General features: G+C 63.4%; 15 protein-coding genes and 1 pseudogene. 8 read left to right on the top strand and 8 right to left on the bottom strand.

All coding sequences use genetic code 11. The annotated features are described in order from the left end of the window. Positions 1-4: 4 nt before the first annotated feature. From ACEN84_RS24370 to ACEN84_RS24380, 3 genes are all read right to left on the bottom strand, one after another. On the bottom strand, positions 5-1,612 hold the full coding sequence (locus tag ACEN84_RS24370; RefSeq protein WP_413711978.1) for a carboxyl transferase domain-containing protein: 1,608 nt from the start codon (positions 1,610-1,612) through the stop codon (positions 5-7). Beyond that, positions 1,609-2,772, bottom strand: a complete 1,164-nt coding sequence (locus tag ACEN84_RS24375; RefSeq protein ID WP_413711979.1) for an isovaleryl-CoA dehydrogenase — start codon at positions 2,770-2,772, stop codon at positions 1,609-1,611. The genes ACEN84_RS24370 and ACEN84_RS24375 overlap by 4 nt, the downstream gene beginning before the upstream one ends. 77 nt (positions 2,773-2,849) lie before the next feature. Next, the gene (locus ACEN84_RS24380) at positions 2,850-6,320 is read right to left on the bottom strand and encodes an indolepyruvate ferredoxin oxidoreductase family protein (protein WP_413711980.1); all 3,471 of its coding nucleotides are present in this window, start codon (positions 6,318-6,320) and stop codon (positions 2,850-2,852) included. 260 nt (positions 6,321-6,580) lie between these two features. Between ACEN84_RS24380 and ACEN84_RS24385 the strand changes: the two are divergent. Then, positions 6,581-7,944: pseudogene (locus ACEN84_RS24385) on the top strand (Xaa-Pro aminopeptidase). 4 nt (positions 7,945-7,948) lie between these two features. Here ACEN84_RS24385 and ACEN84_RS24390 read toward each other — a convergent pair. The 5 genes from ACEN84_RS24390 to ACEN84_RS24410 form a co-directional block, all read right to left on the bottom strand. After that, complete coding sequence (locus ACEN84_RS24390) at positions 7,949-10,921, bottom strand: autotransporter domain-containing protein (RefSeq protein ID WP_413711981.1); 2,973 nt, start codon at positions 10,919-10,921, stop codon at positions 7,949-7,951. A gap of 120 nt (positions 10,922-11,041) precedes the next feature. Further along, entirely contained in the window at positions 11,042-11,947 is a 906-nt protein-coding gene (locus ACEN84_RS24395; protein ID WP_203430215.1) for a DMT family transporter, read from the bottom strand. A gap of 95 nt (positions 11,948-12,042) precedes the next feature. After that, on the bottom strand, positions 12,043-13,074 hold the full coding sequence (locus ACEN84_RS24400; RefSeq protein ID WP_413711982.1) for a hydroxyacid dehydrogenase: 1,032 nt from the start codon (positions 13,072-13,074) through the stop codon (positions 12,043-12,045). Positions 13,075-13,096: 22 nt separating this feature from the next. Beyond that, entirely contained in the window at positions 13,097-13,525 is a 429-nt protein-coding gene (locus ACEN84_RS24405) for an aconitase X swivel domain-containing protein (RefSeq protein ID WP_413711983.1), read from the bottom strand. Further along, entirely contained in the window at positions 13,522-14,766 is a 1,245-nt protein-coding gene (locus ACEN84_RS24410) for an aconitase X (RefSeq protein WP_413711984.1), read from the bottom strand. The genes ACEN84_RS24405 and ACEN84_RS24410 overlap by 4 nt, the downstream gene beginning before the upstream one ends. A gap of 247 nt (positions 14,767-15,013) precedes the next feature. Here ACEN84_RS24410 and ugpB point away from each other — a divergent pair, with 247 nt between their 5' ends. The 7 genes from ugpB (at position 15,014) to hpaH (ending at position 21,546) form a co-directional block, all read left to right on the top strand. Then, a complete protein-coding gene (gene ugpB, locus ACEN84_RS24415; RefSeq protein WP_130280297.1) occupies positions 15,014-16,324 on the top strand; it encodes a sn-glycerol-3-phosphate ABC transporter substrate-binding protein UgpB in 1,311 nt (436 codons plus the stop codon). A gap of 64 nt (positions 16,325-16,388) precedes the next feature. Continuing rightward, a complete protein-coding gene (gene ugpA, locus ACEN84_RS24420) occupies positions 16,389-17,270 on the top strand; it encodes a sn-glycerol-3-phosphate ABC transporter permease UgpA (RefSeq protein WP_112714517.1) in 882 nt (293 codons plus the stop codon). 9 nt (positions 17,271-17,279) lie between these two features. After that, entirely contained in the window at positions 17,280-18,128 is an 849-nt protein-coding gene (ugpE, locus tag ACEN84_RS24425; protein ID WP_413711985.1) for a sn-glycerol-3-phosphate ABC transporter permease UgpE, read from the top strand. Next, on the top strand, positions 18,128-19,174 hold the full coding sequence (locus ACEN84_RS24430; protein WP_413711986.1) for a sn-glycerol-3-phosphate import ATP-binding protein UgpC: 1,047 nt from the start codon (positions 18,128-18,130) through the stop codon (positions 19,172-19,174). Before ugpE ends, ACEN84_RS24430 begins: the two co-directional genes overlap by 1 nt. A gap of 103 nt (positions 19,175-19,277) precedes the next feature. Beyond that, entirely contained in the window at positions 19,278-20,060 is a 783-nt protein-coding gene (locus ACEN84_RS24435) for an IclR family transcriptional regulator (RefSeq protein WP_413711987.1), read from the top strand. Positions 20,061-20,248: 188 nt separating this feature from the next. Next, positions 20,249-20,689, top strand: coding sequence for a hypothetical protein (locus tag ACEN84_RS24440; protein WP_413711988.1), 441 nt, complete (start codon positions 20,249-20,251; stop codon positions 20,687-20,689). A gap of 71 nt (positions 20,690-20,760) precedes the next feature. Beyond that, on the top strand, positions 20,761-21,546 hold the full coding sequence (gene hpaH, locus ACEN84_RS24445) for a 2-oxo-hept-4-ene-1,7-dioate hydratase (RefSeq protein WP_112714541.1): 786 nt from the start codon (positions 20,761-20,763) through the stop codon (positions 21,544-21,546). Positions 21,547-21,554 lie beyond the last annotated feature (8 nt).

The raw sequence follows: 21,554 nt of genomic DNA on the forward strand, positions 1-21,554 counted from the left end.
CGCCTCACATCCTGAACAGGCCAAACCGGGTCTCACCAATCGGCGCATTCAGCGCCGCCGACAGCGAAAGCCCGAGCACATCGCGGCTCTTCGTGGGATCGACCACTCCATCATCCCAGAGGCGCGCCGAGGCATAGAGCGGATGGCTCTGACTCTCGAAACGGTCGAGAACCGGCTGCTTGAAGGCCGCCTCCTCTTCCGCCGTCCACGGCTTGCCCGAGCGCGCCAGCGCCTCGCCGCGCACCGTGGCGAGAACACCGGCCGCCTGTTCGCCACCCATCACGGAAATGCGGCTGTTCGGCCAGGTCCAGAGGAAGCGCGGCGAGAAGGCGCGGCCGGCCATGCCGTAATTGCCGGCACCGAAGGAGCCGCCGATCAGCATGGTGATCTTCGGCACATTCGTCGTCGCCACCGCCGTCACCAGCTTGGCGCCGTTCTTGGCGATGCCTTCCGTCTCGTATTTACGGCCAACCATGAAGCCGGTGATATTCTGCAGGAAGACCAGCGGGATCTTGCGCTGCGAGCAGAGCTCGACGAAATGCGCGCCTTTCAGCGCCGATTCCGAGAAAAGCACGCCATTATTGGCGATGATGCCGACGGGCATCCCGTGGATATGGGCAAAGCCGCAGACGAGCGTGGCGCCATAGCGCGCCTTGAACTCGTCGAACCGCGAGCCATCGACGACGCGGGCGATGATTTCCCTCACATCATAGGGCGTGCGCAGATCGGCAGGCACGATCCCGGCAATCTCGGCGGGATCGTAAAGCGGCGGCTCCGGCGCCTGCAGTTCGATATCCGTCCGCTTGGGACGGTTGAGCGCGGCGACACTGCGGCGTGCCAAAGCCAACGCATGGGCATCGTCACGCGCCAGATGATCGGCAACGCCCGACAGCCGGGTATGAACATCGCCGCCACCGAGATCCTCGGCGCTGACGACCTCGCCCGTCGCCGCCCTCACCAGCGGCGGACCGGCGAGAAAGATCGTGCCCTGACCCTCGACGATGATCGTCTCGTCTGACATGGCAGGCACATAGGCGCCGCCCGCCGTGCAGGAGCCCATGACGACGGCGATCTGCGGAATGCCCGCCGCCGACATATTCGCCTGGTTGAAGAAGATGCGGCCGAAATGATCGCGATCGGGGAAGACCTCGTCCTGGTTCGGCAGATTGGCGCCGCCGGAATCGACGAGATAGATGCAGGGCAGATTGTTCTCTGCCGCGATCTCCTGCGCCCGGAGATGCTTCTTCACCGTCATCGGGTAATAGGTGCCGCCTTTGACCGTCGCATCGTTACAGACGATCATGCATTCGCGGCCCATCACCCGGCCAATCCCGGTGATCAGCCCCGCCGACGGCGCATTGCCGTCATACATGCCATGGGCCGCAGTCGCCGCAACCTCGAGAAACGGCGTCGCCGGATCGATCAGCCCCATGACGCGATCCCGCGGCAGCATCTTGCCACGCCCGACATGCCGCTCCCGCGCCGCCTGCCCGCCGCCATTGGCCGCCAGCCGGACGGCGTCGTCGACAAGTTTGCTCGCCTCGCCCATCGCCGCGCGGTTGGCCTTGAAGGCTTCGGAATTTGTGGAGACTTCGGATCTCAGTACGGTCATGCCGTCTCCGCAAAGAGTTCGCGCCCGATGAGCATGCGGCGGATTTCCGAGGTGCCCGCGCCGATCTCGTAGAGCTTGGCATCGCGCAGCAGCCGTCCCGCCGCGTAGTCGTTGGTATAGCCGTTGCCGCCGAGCGCCTGGATTGCTTCGAGCGCCATCACGGTGGCCTTTTCGGCGGCGTAGAGAATGCAGCCGGCGGCGTCCTTGCGGGTCGTCTCGCCGCGATCGCAGGCAGCAGCGACGGCATAGACATAGGCGCGCGCCGTGTTCATCGTCACATACATGTCGGCGAGCTTGCCCTGCATCAGCTGGAACTCGCCGATCGCCTGGCCGAACTGCTTGCGCTCGTGCAGATAGGGCACGACGATATCCATGCAGGCGGCCATGATGCCCAGCGGGCCGGCCGAGAGGACGACGCGCTCATAGTCGAGGCCGGACATCAGCACTTTCACGCCACCGCCGACAGTGCCGAGGACGTTTTCCTCCGGCACTTCGCAGTCGGCAAAGATAAGCTCGGAGGTATTGGAGCCGCGCATGCCGAGCTTGTCGAGTTTCTGGCCGGTCGAGAAGCCCTTGAAGCCCTTCTCGATCATGAAGGCCGTGATGCCGCGCGGGCCGGCTTCAGGGTCGGTCTTGGCATAGACGACGAGGACATCGGCATCCGGGCCGTTGGTGATCCACATCTTGTTGCCGTTGAGAACATAGCGATCGCCACGTTTCTCGGCTCTCAGCTTCATCGAGACGACATCGGATCCGGCACCGGGCTCGGACATGGCAAGCGCGCCGACATGCTCTCCCGTTACAAGCTTCGGCAGATATCGTTGCTTCTGCCCGGCGCTGCCGTTGCGGTTGATCTGGTTGACGCAGAGATTGGAATGGGCGCCGTAGCTGAGCGCCACCGAGGCAGACGCGCGGCTGATCTCCTCCATGGCAACGCAATGGGCGAGATAGCCGAGAGCAGCCCCGCCATATTCCTCACCCGCCGTGATGCCGAGCAGGCCCATCTCTCCGAGCTCGCGCCAGAGCGGCATCGGAAAGGCATTGTTGCGGTCGGTCTCATCGGCGAGCGGCGCGATCCGTTCGCTGGCGAAGCGCCTCACGGCATCGCGCAGCGCTTCGATTTCATCGCCAAGCGCAAAGCTCAGGCCACCTGAATACATCCGGCTCTCTCCCTCAAACCCATTCCGCTGCTCTTCGAACGCGGAGCGGGTCTATCTCCCAATTGTCAGACCGTCGCTTATGCGGCGTCCGGCATGCGTGCCGGCTCACCCGATGTTTCGTACGCCTTCAGACGCGTCTCGACCTGATCCATGATCGTCCGGGCGGACGCCTCCTTGACCGGCCCGTAGCCGCGAATCTCATCGAACAGCGTCAGAATGGCAAGCGCCTCCGCTTCGTTGCCGCCGTCGAGCCTGGCGAGCACGCGGGCCGCCACCTTTTCGTAATCGGAGATCAACCGGCGCTCGAGCTTGCGCTCATGCAGGTAGCCGAAGGGATCGAGTGCGGTGCCGCGCAGGCTCTTGAAGCGCGCAAGACCGCGCAGCAGGGGCAGGATCCAGGCGCCGAACTCCCGCTTCTTCGGCCGCCCGTTCGGGTCCTTGCCCGAGAGAACCGGCGGGGCGAGGTTGAAGACGAGGCGGAAATCGCCCTGCATCTCCTCGCGCATCTTCGCCTCGAAGGCCGGATCGGTCAGCAGCCGGGCCACCTCATATTCGTCCTTGTATGCAAGCACCCGTGAATAGGTGACGGCAGCGGCGAAGGGGACCTTGTCCGAGAGACCTGCCTTTGCGGCGGCAGCCTTCGCGGCGTCAACGAGCGCGCCAAAGCGGGCGGCAAGCCGCTCGTCCTGATAAGCGGTCAGATGCGCCTTGCGATGGGCGACGACCTCGGTGAAGGACATGTCGGCGAGCGTCCTGCGCTCTTCCTTCTCGCCCATTGCGGCGCGGACGGCTTCCGGATCGTGGGCGAGAAGACGGCCCCAGTTGAACGAAGCGCGGCTTGCCTTGACGGCCACGCCGTTGAGCTCGATCGCCTTTTCGATCGCTTCCAGCGACAGCGGCACCAGGCCCGACTGCCAGGCAAATCCGGTCAGCAGGATATTGGTATTGATGCCGTCGCCCGTCAGGGCGGTGGCCGCATGGCTGAAGTCGAGGAAGACCGAGCGGTCGCTGACCGTCTTGGCGATCGTGTGCATGACGGAGCCGGTCTTGAAATCGAAGTCACGATTGCGGACGAAATCGGCAACCGGCATCAAACCTGTATTGACGATCGCCGTGGTGCGCTCGGTCTTGCAGAGCGTGATCGCATCCTTCGAGGCGCCGACGACATCGTCAGCGGCCAGCAAGAGATCGGCGCCGCCATTGACGATACGCGGCGAGGTCACGTCCTTCTGCTCGCGGCCGATGCGCAGATAGCTCATCACCGCGCCGCCCTTCTGGGCAAGGCCGGCCATATCGAGGATCATCGGCACCTTGCCGTCGAGATGGGCCGCCATGCCGAGCACGGCGCCGATCGTCAGGATGCCGGTGCCGCCGACTCCGGCGATTGCGATATTCCAGGGACGGTCGCCGATCTCTGGAATGACGGGCATCGGAATGTCCGCATCAACAGGCTCGACCGCCTTGCGCTTCTTGCGCTCGCCGCCCTTGACGGTAACGAAGGACGGGCAGAAGCCCTTCACGCAGGAGAAGTCCTTGTTGCAGGTCGACTGGTTGATCTGCCGCTTGCGGCCGAATTCGGTTTCCAGCGGTTCCACCGAGATGCAGTTCGACTGCACCGAGCAATCGCCGCAGCCTTCGCAGACGGCTTCATTGATGAAGACGCGCTTGGCCGGATCCTCCATCAGCCCGCGGCTGCGGCGACGGCGCTTCTCGGCGGCGCAGGTCTGCACATAGACGATCGCCGAGCAACCCGGCGTTTCCCGCAGCTTCAGCATGACCGGATCGAGATGATCGCGGTGCAGGACGATGACGCCGGGGGCGAGTTCCGGCGCCACATAGGCATCGGGATTATCTGACAGCAGATAGATCGGCGAGACGCCCTCGTTATGGAGCTGCTTGGTCATCAGCTGCGGCGTCATGTAGCCGTCGATCTGCTGGCCGCCGGTCATGGCGACGGCATCGTTATAGAGCAGCTTGTAGGTGACGTTGACCTTGGCGGCGACCGACTGGCGGATCGCCAGGATGCCGGAGTGGAAATAGGTGCCGTCACCGAGATTGACGAACATGTGCTTCTCGTCGGTGAAGCGGGCGATCGCCGTCCAGGGAACCCCTTCGCCGCCCATCTGCGTGAAGGTCTCGGTATTCCGGTCCATCCATGTGACCATGTAGTGGCAGCCGATGCCCGCCGTCGCGCGGCTGCCTTCCGGCACGCGCGTCGAGGTATTGTGCGGACAGCCGGAGCAGAAGAACGGCGTGCGCTGTAGCGGCGGCACATGGCTGCGGCTGATCTGGCCGCGCTCGGAGAGATAAGCGAGCTTGTCGGAAATCCGCCGGTGCAGCGAGGGATCCATATCGAGCTTCAGGATACGCCCGGCGATGGCGCGGGCGACCGCCCCGACCGTCAGCGCGGCGGAAAGGCTGAGATAGGGTTTGTCATGCTCGTCGAACTTGCCGACGATGCGCGGGCGCACATCGGCGCGCCAGTTGAAGAGCTGCTGCTTGATCTGGTTTTCGATGATCTCTCGGCGCTCTTCGATAACCAGCACCTCGTCGAGACCTTCCGAGAAGTGGCGCACGGCCTCGGGCTCCAAAGGCCAGGGCATACGGACTTTCAGGATACGGATGCCGATCGCTTCCATTTCCTCGCGCCCGAGCTCGAGCTCGCGCAGCGCCTGCAGCACATCCTCATAGGCCTTGCCCGAGGAGATGATGCCGAAGCGGGCGCGCGGTACGTCATGGGTGATCTCGTCGACGCGGTTGGCGCGGGCAAAGGCAATCGCCGCATAGGCCTTGTAGGTCTGCAGACGATCGTCCTGGATCAGCGGCGGATCCGGCCAGCGGATGTTGAGGCCGCCGGGCGGAAGCTCGAAATCAGTGGGTATGATGAACTGGCGCTTCTCGCCGGAGAGGTCGACGGCCGCCGTCGTCTCCACCGTATCGGCAATGAACTTCATGCCGACCCAGCAGCCGGAATAGCGCGACATGGCAATGCCGAGCAGGCCGTATTCGATAAATTCATGGATGGAGGACGGATAGAGAACCGGAATGACTGCCGACATGAAATCATGGTCGGTCTGGTGCGGCACGGTGGACGACTTGGCCGAGTGGTCGTCACCGGCAAAACAGAGCACGCCGCCATGCTTCGAGGTGCCGGCGGCATTGGCATGTTTCAGCACGTCGCCGGAGCGGTCGACGCCTGGACCCTTGCCATACCAGATGCCGAGAACGCCATCCTTGTTGGCGCCAGGTGAAAGCCCCGCCTGCTGGCTGCCCCAGACGGCGGTGGCCGCGAGATCCTCGTTGATCCCCGGCTGGAAGGTGATCTGGTGCTGATCGAGATAGCGCTGCGCCTTCATCAGCTGCTGGTCGTAGCCGCCGAGCGGCGAGCCGCGATAGCCGGAGATGAAGGCAGCCGTATTCAGCCCTGCCGCATGGTCGCGGCGCATCTGAGCCATCGGCAGGCGAACCAGCGCCTGCAATCCTGACATGAAGACCCGGCCTTCGTTGGCCGTATATTTATCGTCGAGCGATACACTCGTCGCCAGCATCTGCTCTCCTCCCGAGATCGCAGTGGTGAACCATGACGCCTGGGGAGGGCTCCTCTTCCGCTCCCTCGGCATGTGACGCTGATAGTATCATTCCAGTTGCGGAATTTCCGGGCCAAGAATGGCGCGGCCGCGCATCTTTCGAAAATTAGAATGTGCCATCACGACATTTTTGCAATGGCCGGCCTTCGGCAATTGACCTTGCGCCTGCCATCTCGCCATATCAATCGAGCCCGATTTGGAGCGGGCGCATCGGAGGAACCATGGCCATTACGCTTGCACCCGTCGCCCTGCCCGACTTCGGTCCTCTCGGCGAGCAGCCGCAGATCCCGGCAACCACCTATGCCGCCCGCGCCGATGCGGCGCTGAAAGCGGCGGGCACGGATTGGCTCGTCGTCTATGCCGATCGCGAGCATTTCGGAAACATCATGCACCTCTCGGGCTTCGAGCCGCGCTTCGAAGAGGCGCTGCTGCTGCTCGGCAAGGGCGGCAGGCGCGTCATCATCACCGGCAATGAATCCGAGAGCTATACCGTGCTTGCCGGACTGCCCGATATCGAGGTGTTGCGCGCCCAGAGCTTCAGCCTGATGGGCCAGGACCGCTCGCAGAACCCGCGCCTCGCCGACCGGCTGAAGGATGCGGGGATCAAGGCGGGCGACAGCATCGGTCTCGTCGGCTGGAAATATCTATCTGCCGAGGAAGATGACGACTATGCCCATAGCTTCTTCGTCCCCGATTTCATCGTCAAGGTGCTGAGCCGCGTCATCAGCGGCGAAGGCCGGCTCATCGATCGAACCGAAGTGCTCATGCATCCGGAAACCGGCCTGCGCGCCGTGGTCGATGCCGACCAGCTCGCTGCCTTCGAATGGGCTGCGGCGCGTTGCTCGACGGCGCTCTGGCGTGTCGTCTCCGGCGTTCGCGAAGGCGATACGGAATTCGAAGCGCTCGGGCGGCTCGGCTATGAAGGCGATCCGCTGAACGTCCACACGATGTTTGCCTCCGTCAGCAAGGGCGAACATATCGTCGGCCTGCGCAGCCCGACCGCGCGCCGTCTCAAGCGCGGCGACGGCGTTACCACGGCGCTCGGCTACTGGGGCGCGCTGTCGTCGCGCGCCGGATTGCTTGCCGATCACGATGACGATTTCCTGAAGCCGTCGAAGGCCTATTTCGAGGCACTGATCACCTGGTACGAGACGGCGGGCATCGGCGTCTCGGGTGGCGAGCTCTTCGAAGCGGTCACCGGCAAGCTGAAATCGGCGGGCCTGAATTCCGCGCTCAATCCCGGCCATCTCGGCAGCCACGAGGAATGGCTGCATTCGCCGGCGCGCCCGGGCTCGACGGATCGCCTGCGCTCCGGCATGCCGTTCCAGGTCGATGTCATCCCCGTGCCGATGCCGGCCGGCTGGGCGCTGAACTGCGAAGATGCGATCGCCTTGCCGACGATGCCCTGCGCGCTGAAATCCAGAAACGTCACCCCGCGATGCATGCCCGCATCGCAGCCCGCCGCGCTTTCATGGCCGACAAGCTGGGCGTGGCGCTGAAGGACGATATCCTGCCGCTCTCTTCGACGCCGCTCTATCTCTCGCCCTTCTGGCTGAAGTCGGGGAACGTGCTGGTGCGAAGCTAGGCCGCTAGAAGCTCGCCGAAAGGTTGGCCTGCGCAGCACTTGACTGCAGGCCTTTGCCGAACTCGCCGGAATAGCTGAGCGTCAGGCCGGCGGTCTTCGTGACCTTGGCGGAAACGCCAAGCCTGACGACCGCCGTATCCTCCGGCATCGTGACGCCATCGATGATGAAGGGCGAGCCACCGGCAAAGGCGAAGCTCGAAGACGGCGTGACGTCACCGGCGATATGCCGCCAGCCGAGCATGCCGGTTAAGGAGAGCGGAAGATCGTTCGCCTGCCAGTCCATCGACCAGCGGATGCCGATCGTCGAAGCGAAGATCGCTTCGCTGTCGCTTGCTCCCGATAGCGCCGCCGCCCCGCCACTTTCCTGGAAGGCGTCTGTATCGAGATTGACATAAGCGAGGTTGGCGAAGGGCTGAAGCTTGATGCCGTCGAGTTCGCCCGTCCAGGAAAGGTCGGCAAAGACCTGCGACGTCGCACTCGCATAATCGGCGGAGAGCTGGTCGGTGAAGCTTCCGAAGGCGATATCTCGGCGGGCCGATATATCGTTATGCGAATAAATCGCGCCGCCGACGAGGTTTGCGGCGCCAAACTGACCCGATGCATAGAGACCGGCGTGATAGGAATCCGTTTCCGCCTGCTGCGGCGCGCCGTGGCTGTAGCCGAGCATGGCGCCGAGGCGCCATTGATCCGAGATCGGGCCGTCGGCGCCGAACATGACGCCCGCGACATTGCCATCGAAGCCCGCCGCATTGCCATCTGCCGACCAGAGGTTCGATGCGTAGAAGCTGGAGCTCCAGTACCGCACGCCGTCCTTCTGTCTTGCGGGATCGAGGGCGATCTCGTCGAGGACTGCTTCGCGTGCGAAGCGGCTTTCCCAGAGGAGTGCGCTTTCGAGCCAGGCATGGCTCTCGCCGCTCAGCTGCGTGAATGCGTCATTGGCCGTCTGAGCATCGAGCGGCAGGATGGCGGAGTAAAGCGCGTTTGCGCCGCCGAGCGCCTCGACTGCCGCTGCGGTCGCGCGCCCGTTTGCCGTCTCCGCGACATCGGCGAACTGTACCGCATTGCGGTCCAGCGCCAGGTCGATCGCGGTCGCGCCATAGGTCAGCGTCGGCGACAGGAAGACGAAGTTGCTGGTGATGTCGTCGAAGGTGCCGGTGATGCCCGAGCCGCTCAGGATCGTATAGTTGTTGGTCAGCCCGTAGCTGCCGCCGGTGCTGCGGATATCCAGCGTGCCGCCGTCGATAACGACGGCGCCCGAGGCGTTCACGGTATCGGAAAGGCCACCGCCGCTGACATCCACCTGATAGGTCGAACCGGCGCGGAATGTGACGCCGCCGTTGACCGTCAGAGCCGCAATGCCCGGACCGGGCGAGAGCACCCCGCCTGTATTGACCGAAAGCGCACCGACCGCGCCGCTGCCGGAGAGGAGCCCGTCGTCATCGACATCGACGGTTCCCGAAATCGTCCCGTCATTGATCAGCGAACCGCCCGCTACCCGTGCCGATCCGGTGATCGTGCCGGTGTTGGAAAAGGTGCCGTCATTGTTGACGAGCTCGGCCACAGTTCCGTCGTTCGATGCCGTGCCGGAATTGGTGACCCTGCCGGCGACGGCGCCGCTATTGTTGATGAAGCTGCCGGCCGCGCCGATATCGATATCGGCCAGGGTCGCGTTGTTGACCGCGGTACCGCCGGTCACCGTCGTCATGCCGGTGACGGTGCCGCCGGCATTGTTGGTGAATGTGCCGCCCTCATTGCGGAGCGAAGCGATCGTCCCGGCATTCGTGACGGTCCCAGAGTTCCTGATATTGCCTGCCGTGGCACCGCTATTGTTGACGAAAGCGGCGACCGCCGCGACATCGGCATCGGTAATGACGAAGTTGTTGGTGACCGTGCCGCCGGTGACGACGGTGTTGCCAGTCACCCTGCCACCGGCATTGTTGGTGAAGCTTCCCGCGGCATTGGTGACCGAGGCAACCGTCCCGGCATTCGAGCTCGTTCCGGCGTTGGTAACCGCCCCCGCGGTCGCGCCGCTCGCATTGCTGAATGTGCCATTGGTGCCGACATCGACGGTATTCAACGTCGCATTGTTGGTAACCGTGCCGCCCGTGACAACAGTGCCACCGGTGACGACACCGCCGAAATTGTTGGTGAAGGTCCCGCCTTCATTGCGCAGCGAGGCGATGGTCCCGGCATTCGATGTCGTGCCGGCATTCCTGACATTGCCCGCCGTCGCGCCATTGTTGTTGACGAAGGCCGCCACGGCCGCGACATCGGCATCGGTGATGACGAAGTTGTTCGTCACGGTGCCGCCGGAGACCGTCGTCTTGCCCGTCACCATGCCGCCGGTATTGTTGGTGAAATTTCCGCCCGTGTTCGTGAGATTGCCGATCGTCCCGGCATTGGATGCCGTGCCCGCATTGGTCACCGACGTAGCGGTGCCGCCCGTGTTGTTGACGAAGGTGCCGCCGGACGAGACATCGACGCCATCGATAACGCCGTTGTTCGACAGCTGGGTACCGGAGCCGACCACGCCGCTGTCGAGCGTGCCGTTGACGGTGACATTGCCGTTGTTCAGCATCAGCCGGCCATTGAGATCGCCATCGACCAACAGGCTGCCGCCATTGAGATCGACATCGGAATTCAGGACGCCACCGGCGTTGATGCTGACGCTGCCCGAGCTGATCGTGCTGCCGCCGGTCGCCGTTAATGCGCCGGTATTGGTGATCGTGACGTTGCCGCCATCGACATCGAGCTTGTCGACCGTCACGCCATTGGTGACCTGCGGCGATCCAGTATCAACGGTTGCTGTATCCGTGGCACCGGGAGCAGACGGGGTCCAGTTTGCCGAGTTGCTGAATTCGTTATCCGCGCTTCCCGACCATGCCGACTGCGCATAGCCATGGCCAGGCACGGCAGCGGAGACCAGTGCCGTGAAGAGGCCGAGACGGCGCGAAAATGCCGGAAGCAGAGGTTTCATCTTTGGATCGGCCGGTGCTAGCGCGCACCGCCGTGGAGCGGTACGGTTAACAACTCCTATCCAAACGTGGTTAACGAAGTCTTACGTTTTTTGCCTTCCGGCTGAAATCCAAGCGCAATCTCAAGCCGTCAGGCGGCGTCGCGACATGATCACCAGACGGCGTTCCCACCAGATCAGGATCAGGCTGGAGCCGACGATGAGGACCGCTCCGGCGACGACGTTCAGCGTCGGGATTTCGGCCCAGATCAGGTAGCCGTAGAGGAATGCCCAGATCAGACCGCTATATTCGATCGGCGCCAGCGTTGAGGCCGGCGCATAGCGGAAACCTTCGTAGAGGATGTACTGACCGGCTGCGCTGATGCAGCCGAGCCCGATCATCAGCGCCCAGCCGAAGAGGTCGGGCGTCTTCCAGACGAAGGGCAGCGCCGCGCCGCAAACGACGGTGAACAGCACGCCGGTGGCCAGCATCTGATTGACCGTGCTTTCCGTGCGGCTGACGAGGCGAACGAGGATGGTGCTCCAGGCCCAGCAGAAGCCGGCGAAGAACACCATGCCGGCCGGAATGAGGCTTGGCGCCTCGGCAGGATCGGCCGCCAGAACGACGCCGACGAAACCGCCGATGCAGGCCAGCCAGCGGATCGGCCCGACATTTTCGCGCAGGATGAAGATGGACAGCACGACCGTGATGACGGGTGCCGAGAAATACATCGTGGTGATTTCCGCAAGCCCGAGATGGCGAGCCGCAGAATAGTATGAAAGCCAGGCGCCGAGCATCAAGACCGCGCGCAGTAGAACGGAACTTCTGTGCGGGCTTTTCAGGATCGACGGATGCCGGTTCCGATGGATGAAGAAGGCCGAGAAACCGACGATCATCACGCTGCGGATGAACAGGATCTGCGGCACGGCATAATCGGCCACCAGCCATTTGACGACGGCGTCCTGGATGGCGAACAGCGAATAGCCGATGCAGGCAAGGGCTATTCCCACCAGCGGGGATGGCGCCTCATCGGTCGATCTGGAAAACATGGAAGGCCTGCGAAGGAATGCATGAGCGGACGGCCCGGACTAGCAAGAGCCGCCTGCGTTGACAATGCAAGGAATAGCCCTCCGCGAAGATTTGATCAGTTGATCTTCACGCCCTTCGAGCGCATGCGTGAAACCGTTTCCCGTTCGGCCCGCTTGCAGCGCATCGGCGGCAGGCCGCGATCCATCAGGTCCATGTCCTCGAGCACCATGTCGCCCATCTTCGTGAAGGCGCTGTCGAGGGCTCCGGCGCGGTGGGCCGAGCGGATGAAGCCCTTGAGCTTGCGGACGGGATGATCCAGCGGCAACGGCTCTTCCGGATAGACATCGCTTGCCGCTACGATATGGCCCGAGGCAACGGCCGCCATCAGCGCATCGAAATCGACGACATCGGCGCGGCTGAGCAGGATGAAGGCCGCAGCCTTGCGCATGCTGGCAAAGGCCTCTGCGCCGAGGAAACCCTTGTTCTCGCTGGTCACGGCAGCAACGACGAAGACGAAATCGCTCTTCGTCAGCACGTCTTCAAGGCTTGCCGCCTCGACATTGTTTTCCTCCAGGATCGATTTCGGCTGCCAAGGATCGAAGACCCTAACCTTGGCGCGGAAGCCCGAGAGTACGCGGCGCAGCGCCTTGCCGAGATCGCCGAAGCCGACGATGCCGATCTCCGATCCCGCGATCAGCCGGGCGCTGGCATTGCCTTCGCCGCCCCAGAGCTCGCTGCCTTCGCGGAAGGCGACATCGGCATCGACGATGCCGCGTGCCAGCGAGAGCGCGAAACCAAGACCGATCTCGGCCACCGGCTCGGCGAAGACCTGGCCGGTCGTCACCACATGGATGCCGCGCTGGAAGAGGATGTCATAGGGCATGTTGTTGATCAGATTGCTTTCGACATTCAGCACGCAGCGCAGCGAGGTCATCCGCGCCAGCGTTTCCTCCGAGAGCGGCGGCTGACCGATGATGTAGCGGGCTTTGCCGAGCACGCCATCGCCAAGACCGGCGATATTCTCCGGGTCCGCCTCGACGATCTCGTACTTATCATGAAGCACGCGACGCGCCGCGTCGCTGAAGATCAGGTCGAGCGTGCGTGGCTCCGGTGCGCTGATCGCCAGTGGCTTTTCGGTCTTGGTCATTTCATCCTCCTCCCGCGGCCGCTCACGGCTGCACAATCTCAATTCGCGCCTCGCGCTCTCCTGCTACAACAGACAAGCGCTCGGCCTGCACGATCTGCGTCCAATCCTCCGCCCGCGCCAGCACAACCGGACAGCCGATGCCATAGAGCGCCTCGGCGACCATTGCGCCGGTGACGACGATCGCGTCGCGTTTCAATAGGATAATGCCTGAAGGCGCCGTCTTCAGCCGGATCGCTTCGGCGAGCACCGAGCTTCCCGAACTCGATCCCCGTCCGGCTTCCATGACCAGGATCGACCCGCTGATCGACTGGCCGCTCTGCGGATGCCACTGGTCGATAATCCGGCCGGTCGCGGAATCGACGCCGCCCCAGAAGCTCAGGGGCTCAGCCAGCACGAAGGCCAGTGCTTCGGCGCTGCCTTCCATGAGCGTCGTTGCGGAAAAACGCGTCACAGCCGCACCACCTTGCCCGCCCGGGCCGAAGCCATGCATTCGGCCAGCGAGCCGAAGGCGACGTCGACGCCGATATTGCCGGGCGCGTAATACGCCCATTTGCCGGAATTGGTCATGACGGCGCCGGACATGTCGCGGATGATCGCCGTCACATAGGTGCAGGTATCGATGACGAGCGTGATGCCCGCGGCCTCCAGCCTCGTCCGCCAGCTGCGGTTTTCGAGCTCGACCAGAACCTCGCGGTTCGTGTTGATATAGATGTCGGTCGCCGCCTTCTCTGCCGTCAGCAGCGGCATCAGCCGCTCGAACTCGCCGATCGAGAAATGCGGCGTCCCCATGCTGACCGCGGCAAGCGGCGTGCCCTCCGCTACCGTCGAGAGATTGCGGATCGTCTCGCGGATATCATCGTGGCTGAGCCGGATGATCTCCTGCGGCTCTCTTCCGCCACAGGCCACGCCCAGCGTCGGCGCTTCCGGCGTCAGCCCGACGGCATGGAAAAGTGCCACGGCACCCGCCGACGCGGCAACGGCGCCCAGCGCCTTCAGATCGTCCTCGGAGCTTTCCGTCGGCAAACCACGGATAACCGGGATCCTGTCGCCGCAGCGGCGGCCGATGGCGTGACCGGCCGCAACGCAGATCGATCCCGCATCGCCGTCAGGGAAAGCCTCGACATCGATCAGCACTGTGGCGCGGCGGTTCTCCGTGACATGCAGCCCGTAATAGGGCGCCCGGCCGGTCAGCGCGCAACAGAGATCGATGAAATCGCCATAGCGATTGGTGCGGGCGCCGAGCACCGAATTGGCAAAGACGATGGCATTCGATTCCGCCCAGGCGATCTGCGCGCCGAAGCGCGGCCGGAAGATCGTCTGGTAGGGGGCGCAGGTGAAGGTCGGCACGCAGCCGAGCTCTTCATGCGCCCGCATCAGCCGCGCGCCGTTGCGGCCGAGCTCCGCGTCGCCGCGAAACAGTTCGGGATGGATGAGATCGACCGAGCCGACATTCAGCGTCGTCGGCACCCGGACGCGCCCGCCCCATGAGACCATGCGCTCGACGAAATCGAGGCTGACCTCGCCGAGATAGAGACAGCCGTCGATATGGGCCGCTTCGATATCCACCAATTCCTGAGCGCCGACGGCTTCGGCAAAGCGCACCAGAAGCCGCATCGCAAATGCCGCAGCCTCGCCGTGGCGGCCGTCGAGAAGGGCGTGATCATCGGGGGAAAGCTGGAGCGAGGAATGCATGGCGGCGACGCTATCAGGTCGTCCCGCGGGAGAGAAGATGGCTTGCGAATTCGACCAAAGCCGCACTCGACAAAACTGTCATAAACACTATGTCACAAAACCTTCACAATTTCATTTGCCAGTTCGTTTCTTTTCGTTTTGTATGCGCAAAGTTTCGCAACGAAACCGGCCGGTGAGATCGAGGAGGATCTGCGCCGGCAAGCCGTGACCGGCTGAAACGGCGCGGCAGGACACATAGGGAGGAACCATGTCCATTCGTTTCATCGCCGCATCGGCGGCAACTGTCACCCTGTCGCTCTCCTTCGCTTCGAGCGCTTTCGCGGTGACTGAACTGCAGTGGTGGCACGCCATGGCGGGCGCCAATAACGAGGTGGTCAACCAGCTCTCCAAGGAATTCAACGACAGCCAGAAGGACTACAAGATCGTTCCGGTCTTCAAGGGCACCTATCCGGAAGCCCTGAATGCCGGCATCGCCGCCTTCCGCGCCAAGCAGGCGCCGGCGATCCTGCAGGTCTTCGATGCCGGCAGCGGCGTGATGATGGGCGCCGAAGGCGCGATCATGCCGGCGGCCCAGGTTCTCGAAAAGGGCGGCTTCAAGTTCGACAAGTCGGAATACCTGCCTGGTATCGCCGCCTATTATTCGAAGCCCGACGGCACGATGCTGTCCTTCCCCTACAACTCGTCCTCGCCGATCCTCTATTACAACAAGGACACCTTCAAGAAGGCCGGTCTCGACCCGGAAAGCCCGCCGAAGACCTGGCCTGAAGTGTTCGAGGCCGCCAAGAAGATCAAGTCGAGCGGCGCCTCCTCCTGCGGCCTGACGTCCACCTGGCTGACCTGGATCCAGACCGAAAACCTCGCTGCCTGGAACAACGTTTCCTACGGCTCCAACGAGAACGGTCTCGCCGGCACCGACGTGAAGCTCGCCTTCAACTCGCCGCTCTTCGTCCAGCATTTCCAGGCGATCGCCGATCTCGCCAAGGACGGCACGTTCCGTTACGGCGGCCGCACCTCCGAGGCCAAGCAGCTCTTCACCTCCGGCGAATGCGGCATCATGACGGAATCCTCCGGCGGCCTCGGCGACATCATCAAGACGGGCATGAACTACGGCATCGGCCAGCTGCCTTACTATGAAGGCGAAGGACGTCCGCAGAACACCATTCCCGGCGGCGCCAGCCTCTGGGTCTTCGCCGGCAAGAGTGACGAGGAATACAAGGGCATCGCCCAGTTCTTCCACTTCCTGTCGCAGACCAAGATCCAGGCGCGCTTGCACCAGGTCTCCGGCTACATGCCGGTCACCATGGCCGCCTATGAGGACACCAAGAAGTCCGGCTTCTACGAGAAGAACCCGGGCCGCGAAACGCCGATCCTGCAGATGATGGGCAAGGCTCCGACCGAAAACTCCAAGGGTGTGCGCCTCGTCAACCTGCCGCAGGTGCGCGACATCATGAACGAGGAATTCGAGGCGATGCTCGCCGGCAAGCAGGATGCAAAGGCTGCCCTCGACAAGGCCGTCGAACGCGGCAACGCCGCCATCCAGCAGGCAATCGGCCAGTAATTTACGGCGCAATGCCGCCCGCAGCTTCGGCCGCGGGCGGTCCCTTCATGCCAAGGAGATCGCCGTGCAGCGCGTCGTCTTTCCGAACAAGATTCTCCCCTATTTCCTGGTGGCCCCGCAGATCATCCTCACGGTGGTCTTCTTCTTCTGGCCGGCCAGCCAGGCGCTCTACCAGTCGATGCAGCGCGAAGACCCCTTCGGCCTGAAAAGCGGCTTCGTCGGCTTCGCGAATTTTCGCGATGTTCTGGCCGACCCCAACTATCTGCATTCGCTCTACGTCACCGTCGTCTTCAGCGTTCTGACCGCGCTGCTCTCGATGGTCGTGGCGCTGGCCCTGGCGACGGCCGCCGACAAGGTGGTGCGCGGGCAAACCTTCTATCGCACGCTGCTGATCTGGCCCTATGCCGTGGCGCCCGCCGTCGCAGGCATGCTGTGGCTCTTCATGTTCAATCCGGCCATGGGCACCTTCGCCTATATCCTGCGCCGCAACGGCTTTCTCTGGGATCCGCTTCTGAACGGCAACCAGGCGATGACGCTGGTCATCGTCGCGGCCGCCTGGAAGCAGATCAGCTACAATTTCCTGTTCTTCGTCGCCGGGCTGCAGGCGATCCCGAAATCGCTGATCGAGGCAGCCGCCATCGACGGCGCCCGCGGGAGCCGCCGCTTCTGGACGATCGTCTTCCCGCTGCTGGCGCCGACAACCTTCTTCCTGCTCGTCGTCAACACCGTCTATGCCTTCTTCGACACGTTCGGCATCATCCATTCGGTAACCGGCGGCGGCCCGGCCAAGGCGACGGAAACGCTTGTTTACAAGGTCTATAACGACGGCTTCGTGAACCTCAATCTCGGCTCGTCCGCAGCACAGTCGGTGATCCTGATGATCATCGTCATCGCCCTGACTGCCTTCCAATTCCGCTTCGTCGAGAAGCGCGTGCATTATGCGTGAGGGCCTGAAATGATCGAAAAACGCCCAATCGCCAGCCTCATCGGCCACCTGATGCTGATCATCGGCATCATCATCGTCGCCTTCCCGATCTACTATACGTTCATCGCCTCGACGATGACCTCTGCCGAGATCATCAAGCCGCCGATCTCCCTGCTGCCGGGCGGCCACTTTGCCGAGAATTACGGCGAGGCGCTCTCCGGCGGCGTCGAGCGGGTCGTCGGCGTCAGCCTCGAGCGGCTGCTGTTCAACACCTTCGTCGTCGCCATGCTGATTGCCGTCGGCAAGATCCTGATCTCGTTCCTTTCGGCCTTCGCGATCGTCTTCTTCCGCTTTCCGCTGCGCATGGTGTTCTTCTGGATGATCTTCGTGACGCTGATGCTGCCGGTCGAGGTGCGCATCCTGCCGACCTACAAGGTGATCGTCGATCTCGGCATGATCGACACCTATGCGGGTCTTACCCTGCCGCTGATGGCATCGGCGACGGCCACGTTCCTGTTCCGGCAGTTCTTCCTGACCATCCCCGGCGAACTTCTGGAAGCGGCGCGCATCGACAATGCCGGCCCGTTCCGCTTCATGCGCGATATCCTGCTGCCGCTGTCGCGCACCAATATCGCCGCGCTCTTCGTGATCCTGTTCATCTATGGCTGGACCCAGTATCTCTGGCCGCTGCTCGTCACCAACGACGCCAAGATGAACACGATCATTATTGGGCTGAGAAAAATGGTGGATTTCGCCGATGCGGCGACACCGTGGAATTTCGTGATGGTGACGGCGATCCTTGCGATCATCCCGCCCATCCTCGTCGTGGTGCTGATGCAGCGCTGGTTCGTAAAAGGTCTTGTGGAGACGGAGAAGTAATGGCCAGAATCACCCTCAAGGATGTCCGCAAGACCTATGGCGGCGGCGGCGAAGTCATCAAGGGCGTTTCGCTTGACATCGCCGACGGCGAGCTCGTCGTTCTCGTCGGCCCCTCCGGCTGCGGCAAGTCCACGCTGCTCAGGATGATCGCCGGCCTGGAAGGCATCACGTCTGGCCAGATCGCCATCGGCGAGCGCGTCGTCAACGACCTGGAACCCTCCGAGCGCGATATCGCCATGGTCTTCCAGAACTATGCGCTTTATCCACATATGACCGTGCGCCAGAACCTTGCCTACGGCCTGAAGAACCGCAACACGCCGAAGGACGAAATCGAGCGGCGGATCGTCAAGGCGGCGAAATCGCTGGAGATCGAGCCCTTCCTCGAGCGCAAGCCGCGCCAGCTCTCCGGCGGCCAGCGCCAACGCGTCGCCATGGGCCGCGCCATCGTCCGCGAACCCGCGGCCTTCCTGTTCGACGAGCCGCTCTCCAATCTCGATGCCAAACTGCGTGTGCAGATGCGCGTCGAGATCAAGCGGCTGCAGCGGGCGCTCGCAACGACCAGCGTCTATGTCACCCACGACCAGATGGAAGCCATGACGCTCGCCGACCGGCTTGTCGTCCTCAACGGCGGCCAGATCGAACAGGTCGGCACGCCGATCGAGCTTTACGAAAAGCCCGCCACCACCTTCGTCGCCACCTTCATCGGCTCGCCGTCGATGAACCTCCTGGGGACCAGCGGCAGCGGCTTTGCACTTGGCAACGGCGCCACGCCGCTGCCATCAGATACCGCCACCCTCGGCATTCGCCCAGAAGACCTGCATCTCGCCGAACCCGGCAAGCCCGACGCCTTCACCGCCGATGTCCGTGTCGGCGCTGTCGAGCTGGTCGGCGCCGAAAGCTATGTCCACGGCACCTTGCCGAACGCTCAGGATATCGTCTTCCGCGTCCCCGGCCGCTCGCAGATCGCCATCGATTCCCGCGTCACCATCGGCGCCGCCCAATCCAGCCTTCATTCTTTCAACGGCAACGGCAAGCGGATCGGCTGACGCATTCCGGCGCGGCGTTCGCGAAGCAGGCGCCGAGCCATTCTGCTATTGACTGACGGCGGTCAGCGGCTACGAAAAGGGGACCAACCCAGAAGAAGCATCGATGACGCCGCCAGACTCTTCCCCGACCAAGGCCAAGGGCCAACGCAACGAGATCCGCCTGATCGCGCGTGCCGCATCAATCCTGCGGGCGCTCGCCGAGGAGCCTTCGGGGCTCAGCCTCGGCCAGATCGCCAAGCAGACCGGGCTTGCCCGAGCAACCGTGCAGCGGCTGGTGGGGGCGATGGAAGTCGAGCGGCTGGTGGCGACCGAAGTGGACAAGGTCGGAGTCAGGATCGGCTCGGAAATCCCGCGGATCGCGACGCTCGCCTATCGCGATATCAGGCAGTTCTTCCGCACGGCGATCGAGCAGCTGCATCAGGATGTCGAGGAAAGCGTCGACCTGACCCTGCTGCAGGGCAACGCCGCCGTGGTGATCGACCAGGTCCAGGGCGCCGGGCGGGTGCTGCGCGTCGTCTCGCAGGTCGGCTCGGCCCTTCCTCTCTACTGTACCTCGAACGGCAAGGCGCATCTGTCACAGATGTCCGATGCCGATGTCGCCGAAATCATCGCCGGCGGATTGCCGAAGATCACGCCGCAGACAATCACCGACGGCCCCACGCTGCTCGCCGAAATCACCAAGATCCGCGCCGGCGGCATTGCGGCCGACGAGGAGGAATATGCGGCGGGCGTCTGCGCGCTATCGCTTCCGGTTCGCGGCGTCGGAAATGCCAGTTACGCGCTCGGCGTCCTGATGCCGCGGCAGCGGTATGACGAGCGCGCCGGACTGGTGCGCGAGGCGCTGGCAAAGTGCCGGGCCTCGATCGAGACCGTAACCGGCCGCTGACCGACCGGTCTCCGGCAATCGATAAATCCAAGCGAAATTAGTATGTTAACTCGAGACGCCGCGTGCCCGCGGGGCTGCGCGGCGTTTTGCCGTTGACAATTTCCCGCTCGCGTATCTACAATTTCGATACAACTGTACCGTATAGCGATACAGCCTCAGATGCCGCAGCCTTTCTGGAGGAGGAAACCATGCTGCTTGCCGTAAAGATTCTTTTGACCATCGTGACCCTCGGTTACAGCCTCATTCCGGCTCTGGCCGATCTCAACAAGACGCACGCGACCAACCCGCGCTGGACCGGCCATGCGCGCTTCCATTGTGTGTGGCAGGTGGTGAGCTACATCATTCTCGCCATCGCCATGCTCGCCATCATCTGGTTCCCGATCCTGCCGGAACGGCCGCAGCTGATCCTGCCGCTGGTGGCTGCCGTGGCGGTCTATGGCGGCTTCTTCGCCGCGGTGCTCGGCAAGCGGTTCTACGCGGGCGAGAACTACGACGAGAACGGCTACCTGCCGGTTGGCGGCCCGCTCGGCCTCGCGCTCGACGTCAACATCACCATCTTCACCACGATGGTCGCCTTCGTCGCCGTCACCGCATTTCTGGTGTCGCAGCTTGTGACCGCGGCCGTCTGAGGCCCCCGAGCACATCAGGAAAGCGGCCGCATCCCGGCCGCTTTCGTCATCCCGTTTCAAGGACACCCGAAATGCCACTGACCGAAGCCCAACTCGACGCCGCAGCCCGCTCGCTTTTCGATGCGGAAATGAGCCGCGCCGTCATTCCGCAGCTCTCGAAGAGCCATCCCGAACTCGTGCTCGCCGAAAGCTATGAGATCCAGCGCCGCTGGGTGAAGCATCATCTTGCCGAAGGCCGTCGCATCGTCGGCCACAAGATCGGTCTGACATCGCGCGCCATGCAGATGGCCTCGAAGATGACCGAACCCGATTACGGCGCCCTGCTCGATCACATGATGTTCCGCGACGGCCAGACAATCCCGGCCGGACGTTTCATCAAGCCGCGGCTCGAGGTCGAGCTCGCCTTCGTCCTGAAGGACGATCTGAGCGGACCGGGCTGCAACATCTATGACGTGATGCGCGCCACCGAAGTCGTCGTTCCCGCGCTCGAGATCATCGACTACCGCACGGAAGTGCCGCGCGCGATCACCGATACGATCGCCGATAACGCGGCATCGGGCGGCGTGGTCGTCGGCGGGCGGCCGGTACGGCCGTTCGATGTCGATATCCGCTGGGTCGCCGCGACATTGTCGAAGAACGGTATCATCGAGGAATCGGGCGTATCGGCCGCTATCATGGGGCACCCGGCCGCCGGCGTCGCCTGGCTCGCCAACAAGCTTGCAGACCAGGGCGAGGTCCTGCGCAAGGGCCAGTTCATTCTCGGCGGCTCCTTCACCCGCCCCGTCGATATCGTCTCCGGAGACGTCATCCAGGCCGATTACGGCCCGCTCGGCGCCATCGGCATCTCCTTCGCATAGGTGACGCC

It is taken from the genome of Rhizobium sp. Rhizsp82, assembly GCF_047325115.1.
Taxonomy (GTDB): Bacteria; Pseudomonadota; Alphaproteobacteria; order Rhizobiales; family Rhizobiaceae; genus Rhizobium.

Excerpts from the sequence above, each read along its gene's own strand:
- ACEN84_RS24370 (WP_413711978.1), bottom strand. The coding sequence starts at position 1,612 with ATGACCGTACTGAGATCCGAAGTCTCCACAAATTCCGAAGCCTTCAAG.
- ACEN84_RS24375 (WP_413711979.1), bottom strand. The coding sequence starts at position 2,772 with ATGTATTCAGGTGGCCTGAGCTTTGCGCTTGGCGATGAAATCGAAGCG.
- ACEN84_RS24380 (WP_413711980.1), bottom strand. The coding sequence starts at position 6,320 with ATGCTGGCGACGAGTGTATCGCTCGACGATAAATATACGGCCAACGAA.
- ACEN84_RS24390 (WP_413711981.1), bottom strand. The coding sequence starts at position 10,921 with ATGAAACCTCTGCTTCCGGCATTTTCGCGCCGTCTCGGCCTCTTCACG.
- ACEN84_RS24395 (WP_203430215.1), bottom strand. The coding sequence starts at position 11,947 with ATGTTTTCCAGATCGACCGATGAGGCGCCATCCCCGCTGGTGGGAATA.
- ACEN84_RS24400 (WP_413711982.1), bottom strand. The coding sequence starts at position 13,074 with ATGACCAAGACCGAAAAGCCACTGGCGATCAGCGCACCGGAGCCACGC.
- ACEN84_RS24410 (WP_413711984.1), bottom strand. The coding sequence starts at position 14,766 with ATGCATTCCTCGCTCCAGCTTTCCCCCGATGATCACGCCCTTCTCGAC.
- ugpB (WP_130280297.1), top strand. The coding sequence starts at position 15,014 with ATGTCCATTCGTTTCATCGCCGCATCGGCGGCAACTGTCACCCTGTCG.
- ugpE (WP_413711985.1), top strand. The coding sequence starts at position 17,280 with ATGATCGAAAAACGCCCAATCGCCAGCCTCATCGGCCACCTGATGCTG.
- ACEN84_RS24430 (WP_413711986.1), top strand. The coding sequence starts at position 18,128 with ATGGCCAGAATCACCCTCAAGGATGTCCGCAAGACCTATGGCGGCGGC.
- ACEN84_RS24435 (WP_413711987.1), top strand. The coding sequence starts at position 19,278 with ATGACGCCGCCAGACTCTTCCCCGACCAAGGCCAAGGGCCAACGCAAC.
- ACEN84_RS24440 (WP_413711988.1), top strand. The coding sequence starts at position 20,249 with ATGCTGCTTGCCGTAAAGATTCTTTTGACCATCGTGACCCTCGGTTAC.
- hpaH (WP_112714541.1), top strand. The coding sequence starts at position 20,761 with ATGCCACTGACCGAAGCCCAACTCGACGCCGCAGCCCGCTCGCTTTTC.